7 protein-coding genes are annotated in these 7,637 nt (G+C 63.0%); all 7 read left to right on the forward strand.

Annotated elements, in window-relative coordinates:
* The first annotated feature begins 257 nt into the window (after window positions 1–257).
* The 7 genes from VJ604_RS10550 to VJ604_RS10580 all read left to right on the forward strand — a co-directional run bounded on the left by VJ604_RS10550 (window position 258) and on the right by VJ604_RS10580 (window position 7,584).
* Complete coding sequence (locus tag VJ604_RS10550) at window positions 258–617, forward strand: cytochrome C (RefSeq protein WP_324082313.1); 360 nt, start codon at window positions 258–260, stop codon at window positions 615–617.
* A gap of 5 nt (window positions 618–622) precedes the next feature.
* Window positions 623–2,797, forward strand: a complete 2,175-nt coding sequence (locus VJ604_RS10555) for a methyl-accepting chemotaxis protein (RefSeq protein ID WP_324082314.1) — start codon at window positions 623–625, stop codon at window positions 2,795–2,797.
* A 169-nt stretch (window positions 2,798–2,966) separates the two neighbouring features.
* A complete protein-coding gene (trpA, locus tag VJ604_RS10560; protein WP_324082315.1) occupies window positions 2,967–3,773 on the forward strand; it encodes a tryptophan synthase subunit alpha in 807 nt (268 codons plus the stop codon).
* A 137-nt stretch (window positions 3,774–3,910) separates the two neighbouring features.
* A complete protein-coding gene (gene accD / locus VJ604_RS10565) occupies window positions 3,911–4,759 on the forward strand; it encodes an acetyl-CoA carboxylase, carboxyltransferase subunit beta (RefSeq protein WP_324082316.1) in 849 nt (282 codons plus the stop codon).
* 304 nt (window positions 4,760–5,063) lie between these two features.
* Window positions 5,064–5,666 carry a LysE family translocator gene (locus VJ604_RS10570; protein WP_324082317.1) on the forward strand — a complete coding sequence of 201 codons (603 nt, stop codon included), beginning with the start codon at window positions 5,064–5,066 and terminating at the stop codon, window positions 5,664–5,666.
* A gap of 57 nt (window positions 5,667–5,723) precedes the next feature.
* A complete protein-coding gene (locus VJ604_RS10575; RefSeq protein ID WP_324082319.1) occupies window positions 5,724–6,053 on the forward strand; it encodes a cupin domain-containing protein in 330 nt (109 codons plus the stop codon).
* 256 nt (window positions 6,054–6,309) lie between these two features.
* Window positions 6,310–7,584: a bifunctional folylpolyglutamate synthase/dihydrofolate synthase gene (locus VJ604_RS10580; RefSeq protein WP_324082320.1), complete on the forward strand. Its 1,275-nt coding sequence runs from the start codon at window positions 6,310–6,312 to the stop codon at window positions 7,582–7,584.
* The last annotated feature ends 53 nt before the right edge of the window (window positions 7,585–7,637 follow it).

Here is a 7,637-nt window from a genome sequence, read left to right on the forward strand (position 1 = left end):
GGGGAGAGGGGCCTCGGAAGGAGAAGGGAGTCTCGGACGGCAGATATGGTCATCACTAAAGCGATCCCGCGATCTGCCGATGGTATGGATACCGGAAAAAGGGAGCTCGCAGAAGGGGCTCCGTGACAAAAACAGCTTGCCTTATCGCGAGCTTTGCACTAAGAAGGTACATTCACCCAGAATCCGGTAAACAAACGAGGCTGGCTGCTGCAGCCTCCATATTAAAGCTCGTCTGTTGAAAAGGGAGGACAGTTTCAATGAAGAAGTTTCTCGTCACCACCCTGCTGATCACCGCCACCGCCACCTCCGCCTTTGCCGGTATCAAGGTCATCGGCAAGGGTGACAACATGCGCCTGGATCCCAGCAACTTCCCCCCGGCCATGAAGGCCAACTACGAAGTGGTTCGGGTGAAATGCGTGAAGTGCCACACCCTGGAGCGGATGATCGTGGCCATCCAGACCGGCGTGGCTCCCATCTCCGGCCAGCCCTTCGACCGCGGCGCCACCAAGGCCTACGGCGTGAAGATGCTCAGGAAGCCGGACTCCAACATGAACAAGGCCGAGGTGAAGCAGGCCGTCGACCTGATGAACTACCTCCTGAGTGAGGCGGAGCGCTAAAAACGATGAAAAACCTCAAGCTTCGCGGCCGCCTGATTGTTGCCTTCATGGTCATGGCACTGCTGGTCGCCATAACCGGTATCTACGGTATGATCAGCGTGAAGCGGGTCGGTGGCCAGATCCAGAACATCCTCGAGCAGCTCTCCAGACAGCAGAAACAGGTGCTGCTGATGGCGGTGACCCAGAAGTACTGTCACGTGAGCCTCATGCAGGCGGCCATGGTCCGCTCCGAGAAGGACAAGTTCCAGGACTACACCGGCGATTATGAAGCGATGCGCGACCGCCTGCAGACGATGGCCAAGACCCTCCTGGAGGGGAATGCGAAGATGGGGCTGCAGCCCGCCGTGAAGGGTGGCGCCATCGAGGCCCGCACCAAGAAGTTCCTGGCCAGCTGGGACGAGTTCGAGAAGACAGCCGACAAGCTGATCGCCCACAAGGAAAAGCTGCTGGGCACGCCCAACTCGCTGACCGACCCTACCCTGCACCAGATCGCCAACGAAGAGGTCACCGACGCCAACGACAAGGCCAAGGCGGATCTGGACGACATCCTGCTGGAAGTCGGCAACGAGATGAACCAGGCGAACGCGCAGGTGACCCAGATCCAGAGGACGGCCGCCATCACCACCGTGGCGGTCGTGCTGGTCGCCATCGCGCTGGCCGTTGCCCTGGGACTTCTGATCACCCGCAACATCGTGAAGAGGGTTTGGACCATGGCTGCGGCGGTCAACGCCGGCGCCGACGGGGACCTGACCGTCAAGGTGGAGGACGCCAGCACCGACGAGATCGGCGAGCTGGGAAGCCACTTCAACGAGATGGTCGGCAAACTCTCCGGCATGATCGGCAAGGTCTCCCGCTCTTCCACCGAGCTGAACGGGATCACCGACACCATGGCCAAGGCCTCCCAGTCGGTGGTGACCGCCGCCAAGACCCAGGCCGACAGCGTCTCCAAGACCTCGGCCGCCATCATCCAGATCAACACCTCGGTTAAGGGGGTGGCCCAGGGGGTCGACTCCCTCAACGTCTCGGCCTCGGAAAGCTCCTCCTCCATCCTGGAGATGGCCTCCAGCGTCGAGGAGGTGGTGCAGAGCATGGAGAACCTCTCCCAGTCGGTGAACGAGGTGAGCTCGTCCATCGTGGAGATGGGGGTATCCATCAAGCAGGTCGGCAACGGGGTCGGAAGCCTGATGGAAGTCGCCACCGCCACCGCCTCCTCCGTCATGGAGATGGACAGCTCCATCAAGCAGGTCGAGAGAAACGCCAACGAGACCGCCGCCATCTCCAAGTCGGTGCGCAGCGATGCCGAGACCGGCCGCGAGGCGGTCGAGGCGATGATCAACGGCATGCAGGAGATCAAGCAGGCCTCGCAGATCACCAGCGAGGTGATCGCCACCCTTTCCGAGCGGGCCGCCGCCATCGGCGAGATCCTCTCCGTGATCGACGAGGTCGCCGAGCAGACCAACCTCCTGGCGCTCAACGCCGCCATCATCGCGGCGCAGGCAGGCGAGCACGGCAAGGGGTTTGCGGTTGTCGCCGACGAGATCAAGGAGCTCTCGGAGCGGACCTCCAGCTCCACCCGCGAGATCGCCCAGGTCATCCGTGGTGTCCAGGACGAGACCGCGCGCGCCGTCGACGCCATCGAGCAGGCGGAACGCTCAATCGGCGACGGCGAGCTCCTCTCCCAGAAATCGGGCGAGGCCCTGGCCAAGATCGTGGTCGGCGTCAACGAGGCGACCGCTCAGGTGGCCGAGATCGCCCGTACCACCGTGGAGCAGGCCAAGGGTAGCCAGATGATCCGCGAGGCGATGGAGCAGGTCTCCGAGATGGTGGCCCAGATCGCCAAGGCCACCCGCGAGCAGGGCCAGGGGAGCGAGCTGATCATGGGTGCGGTCGAGAACATGAAGAGCCTGACCTCCCAGGTGCTCTCCTCCACCCGCGAGCAGAACAAGGTGGGCAACCTGATCGCCCGCTCCACCGAGAGCATCACCGAGATGATCCGTCACATCAAGCGGGCCTGCGACGAGCAGACCCACGGCTCCGAACAGATCATGACCGCGGTGGAAGAGATCCAGAGCGCCACCGAGGCCAACCTGGGGGCCACCCGGGTGATGGACGACGCGGTCTACAAGCTGTTCAAGCAGTCCGACCTGCTGAAGAAGGAAATCGAGCAGTTCACCACCTGATCCACTTAGAAGGGGACTGGCTCCGCAGGGGCCAGTCCCCTTTCATCTCCGGGACGAAAAGCGAAGGGGAAGGCACCTTCGGAGCCAGTCCCCGGAAAGTTATGGTAGAATCGAATGATCCCCCTTTCGAGGGGGACTTTGTTTTTTAGGGACCGATAAAGGAGCACCGATGGGCAGGATAGCTGACAAATTCACCGAGCTTGGGGGCCGTGGCGAGAAGGCGCTGGTCACCTTCATCACCGCGGGCGATCCCGATCTGGCCACCACCGAAGAGGCCGTACTGGAGCTGGAACGTGCGGGCGCCGACCTCATCGAACTGGGCGTCCCCTTCTCCGACCCCATGGCCGACGGCCCGACCATCCAGCTCTCCTCCGAGCGCGCGCTCGCCGCAGGGACCACGCTCCCCCGCATCCTGGAGCTGGTGAAAAAACTGCGGACCCGCACCCAGGTGCCCATCGTGCTGATGGGGTACTTCAACCCGATCTTCGCCTACGGCGCGGAGCGCTTTGCCGCCGACGCCGTAGAGGCGGGGGTGGATGCCCTGCTGGTGGTGGACCTCCCTCCCGAGGAATCCGCGGAGCTGAAAAGCGCCACCGACCGCCAGGGGCTCGACCTCATTTTCCTGCTCACCCCGACCTCCGACCTCTCCAAGGTGGAGACCGTTTCCCGGCTGGGGAGCGGCTTCATCTATTACGTATCGGTGACGGGAGTGACCGGTGCGCGCACCTCGGTGGCCGACACCCTTTCCGACCGGGTCACCCAGCTGCGGGGCGACCTGCAGCTCCCGCTGGTGGTCGGCTTCGGCATTTCCACCCCCGAGCAGGCCGCCAAGGTCGCCGAAACCGCCGACGGGGTGGTGGTCGGCAGCGCCCTGGTGAAATACTTCGAGAAGTACCAGGGGGCGGAACTGGTGCGGGAACTTGGGGCATTCGTGTCGTCTTTAAAACAAGGAGTACGCTCGGCCGTAAACGTTTGATCTCGTGTAATTACAGTGAGATAGCAGCCGAAGCGTCGCGATTTTGTTGACATAGCCGCTACGATCTGGTAACTATCTGCGCCAGTTTTAAAACAAAGACGAGAAGGGGGAAGGGTTCCCCTGAAGAGGACACCATAATGGCATGGTTTAAGAGAGACAATCCGCCCAAGGCGAAGGGCCCGGACCACCGGGTCAAGGTCCCCGAGGGGCTCTGGACGAAGTGCGTCAGCTGCAACGCTACCATCTACACCAAGGACATTGAAAGTAACCTCAACGTCTGCCCCAAGTGCAACCACCACTACCGGATCTCCGCCCGCAAGAGGATCGAGCTCCTGATCGACGAGGGGAGCTTCGTCGAGTTCGATGCCGGCATGGTCTCCGTCGACTGCCTCGATTTCAAGGATTCCAAGAGCTACCAGGATCGCATCGATGCCGCATTGAAAAAGGGTGGCAGCAAGGACGCCGTGATCTGCGGGGCAGGGCGTATCGAAGGGACCCCGGTGCAGCTCAGCGTGTTCGACTTCTCCTTCATGGGCGGCTCCATGGGGAGCGTGGTCGGCGAGAAGATCACCCGCGCCATCGAGCGGGGCATCTCCGACCGCACCCCGGTGATCGTGGTCTCCGCCTCCGGCGGCGCCAGGATGCAGGAGAGCATCCTCTCCCTGATGCAGATGGCCAAGACCTCGGCCGCGCTGGCCAAGCTAAGAGAAGAGGGGCTCCCCTTCGTCTCCATCCTGACCGATCCCACCACCGGCGGGGTGACCGCGAGCTTCGCGATGCTGGGCGACATCAACATGGCCGAGCCCAAGGCCCTCATCGGCTTTGCCGGTCCGCGCGTCATCGAGCAGACCATCCGTCAGAAGCTCCCCGAGGGTTTCCAGCGTGCCGAGTACCTGCTCGACCACGGCATGGTCGACATCATCGTGGAGCGCGGGCAGATGAAGTCCCAGCTTGCCAGCATTCTGAAGATGCTCTATAGGCCGTAGCAGGAAAGGTCGTGCGGGAAGCATGAACAGATAGCACAATTGAGGGCGCCGGCCCAGCGACAGCTGGCGGCGCCCTTGTCTTTTTCAGGGACCCCTGTCCGAACCTCCCCTGTTCGGCGGGGAGCCTTGTCCGAAAGTCCCCTCTCCCGAAGGGGGAGGGCTAGGGAGGGGGAGCCGAGGTATCCCCATTGGTGGAGCCCCGCGATTCGCGGCAGCGTTCCCCCCTCCCAACCTCCCCCCCTTCGGGGGGAGGAGTGTCTCATCAATAGAGGGACAAGCAATGATCTCCGCTTCGCATCTCGCAATGTTCGCCGCCACTTCCGCGGTGCTCGCCTTCACTCCCGGCCCCGACATCATCTACGTGATGACTCGCGGCATGGCCCAGGGGAGGAGGGCGGCGCTCGCCGCGGCAGCAGGCTTCGCGCTCGGCAATTTCGGCCATACCTTTTTCGCCATCGTCGGCCTTTCCGCGCTGATCGCCTCGTCGGCCACCGCCTTTACCTGCATCAAGCTCGCCGGCGCCGCCTATCTCATGTATCTCGGCGTGAAAATGCTGAGAAGCCGCAATCCCCTCCTGTCCAAGGGGCGCCTGGCCGACCTGCAGTGCCGGGTCATCTTCAGGCAGAGTATCCTCGCCAACCTGATGAACCCGAAGGTGGCCGTCTTCTTCCTGGCGTTTTTCCCGCAATTCCTGGAGCGCGAGCGCGGCGGAGTGCCACTGCAGATGCTGGTTCTGGGAACCACCTTCGTGGTGGTCACCATGCTCTGCTTTGGCACCGTGGCAATCCTGTCCGGCGAGATCGGGCGCTGGCTGGAAAGCCGGACCGGTTCCGGCGACCGCATCGGGCAACTGGCCGGCTGCGTGCTGATCGGGCTGGGACTGCGGCTGGCCTGGCCGGAGAGATAGAAAGCAGGAGGGCAGGGGTGAGGATGGGGCTTGGGCCTGAACAACTGGAGGCAGAGTATGAGTAACGCCATCAACCTGGAAGATCTTCCTTCATCGCCGGTGAGACCGGAAATCGCCAACGGCATAACCGGCAAGACCATGCTCGACTCCCAGACCAAGATGGTTTACACGCGGGTCGAGCCCGCCGGCGGCTTCGCTCCGCACATCGATGCCTACGACCACCTCATGTACATCGTGAGCGGCTCCGGCGTCGCGGTTGCGGGCGGGGTGGAGTACCTTCTGGAGCCCGGCCTGATCCTGGAGATCGAGGCCGGCGAGGAGCATTGCTACCGCAACACCGGCAGCGACGTGATGGAACTCATCTCGCTCAACATCCCCGCTCGCTAGTACTTGTGCGCGTCCCAGCAGATACTGAAAAAGTCGGAGCCACTCGCCCTGAGCCTGTCGAAGGGCGTGGAACTCTTACGGCTCAGTGAGCCGGGACAGTCGGGGTTCGTACTTCGACAGGCTCAGCGCGAACGGTCTACCCGTTTTCCAACGTTCCCTGGCTTTACTCAAGCTTGATCATCCTCCTGATCTCCCTTGTTTTCGCCCCCAATTCTATGGACTTTTCCCTCCTCTTTCCCTATAATCGCCGGCTGTCATGACCTACGCTGAAATCCTCTCACGCATCTACGCCCTCGGGCGTTTCGGAATGAAGCCGGGTCTCGAGAGGATCACCAAACTGCTGGACGCCCTGGGAAATCCGGAAAGGGCCTTCGCCACCGTGCACGTGGTCGGCACTAACGGCAAGGGCTCCACAGCCTCCTTCCTTTCCTCCCTTTTCAGCGCCGGCGGCTATCGCACCGGGCTCTTCACATCCCCGCACCTGAGTTCCTTTACCGAGCGCATTCGCATCAACGGCGAGGAGATCGACGAGGATACCGTGGTCCGCCTGGCCGAGAGGGTGATGAAGGCCGCACCACCGGAATCCACCTTTTTCGAGATCGTCACGGCCTTGGCGGCGCTCTGCTTCGCTGAGCGGGGAGTCAGCATCGCTGTCATCGAGGCCGGCATGGGGGGGAGGCTGGATGCCACCAACGCCTTCCAGGGCCTGCTGACCGTGGTGACGCCGGTATCGTTGGACCATACCGAGTATTTGGGGGCTCGACTTGGGGAGATCGCCGCGGAGAAAGCAGGTATCTGCAAGCCCGGCACCCCGCTGGTTTCTGCTGACCAGCACCCCGATGCCGCCGCTGCCATCTCTCGGCGGGCGGCGGAAACAGGTTCCCCGCTCTACCTGTGCGGGCGCGACTTCTCAGCCTGCTGGCGGGATGGAAAGCTGAGCTACAGAGGCATGAAGCTGGCGCTGGACGGGGTGGAGTCGGGGCTGAGGGGTCGCTACCAAAGCGTCAACGCGGCGCTGGCACTGGCGGCCGCAGAGTTGCTGTCGGAGCATGGGTTCCCGCTCTCCCGCGAGGCGGCGGTGGCGGGTCTTCGGGACGCCAGATGGCCCGGCCGGATGGAACTCTTTCCCGGCCCGCCGCGGGTCCTCCTGGACGGTGCTCACAATCCCGATGGCGCCCGGGCGCTGGCCGAGGGGCTTGCCGAGATTCCACGCCAACGGCTGTTGATGGTGCTCGGCATGATGGGTGACAAGGAGATCTCCGGTCTGCTTGCCCACCTGTTGCCGCTGGCCGACCGCGTATTTGCGGTCGCTCCGGCACTGGAGAGGGCTCTTCCCGCCCAAGATCTGGCCCTCCTCTGCCGGGAAGCGGGCGCCGACGCGACAGCTGCCGGCTCTGTGCCCGATGGGCTGGAACAGGCACGTCAGGCGGCCGAGTCCGATGACTTGATTGTGGTGTGCGGGTCCCTTTTTACGGTGGGTGAGGCGAGGAGCTTTCTCGTTTCCCGCCGCTTCGAGGCGTTCAGAGGGTGAGGTAATACCATTACTCCTCCTCCCGAAGGGGGGAGGTTGGGAGGGGGGGCGCT

The sequence above is a fragment of the Geomonas sp. genome, from assembly GCF_035254065.1.
Classification (GTDB): domain Bacteria; phylum Desulfobacterota; class Desulfuromonadia; order Geobacterales; family Geobacteraceae; genus Geomonas.

Coding starts and splice junctions, on each gene's coding strand:
- VJ604_RS10550 (WP_324082313.1), top strand. CDS start 258: ATGAAGAAGTTTCTCGTCACCACCCTGCTGATCACCGCCACCGCCACC.
- VJ604_RS10555 (WP_324082314.1), top strand. CDS start 623: ATGAAAAACCTCAAGCTTCGCGGCCGCCTGATTGTTGCCTTCATGGTC.
- trpA (WP_324082315.1), top strand. CDS start 2,967: ATGGGCAGGATAGCTGACAAATTCACCGAGCTTGGGGGCCGTGGCGAG.
- accD (WP_324082316.1), top strand. CDS start 3,911: ATGGCATGGTTTAAGAGAGACAATCCGCCCAAGGCGAAGGGCCCGGAC.
- VJ604_RS10570 (WP_324082317.1), top strand. CDS start 5,064: ATGTTCGCCGCCACTTCCGCGGTGCTCGCCTTCACTCCCGGCCCCGAC.
- VJ604_RS10575 (WP_324082319.1), top strand. CDS start 5,724: ATGAGTAACGCCATCAACCTGGAAGATCTTCCTTCATCGCCGGTGAGA.
- VJ604_RS10580 (WP_324082320.1), top strand. CDS start 6,310: ATGACCTACGCTGAAATCCTCTCACGCATCTACGCCCTCGGGCGTTTC.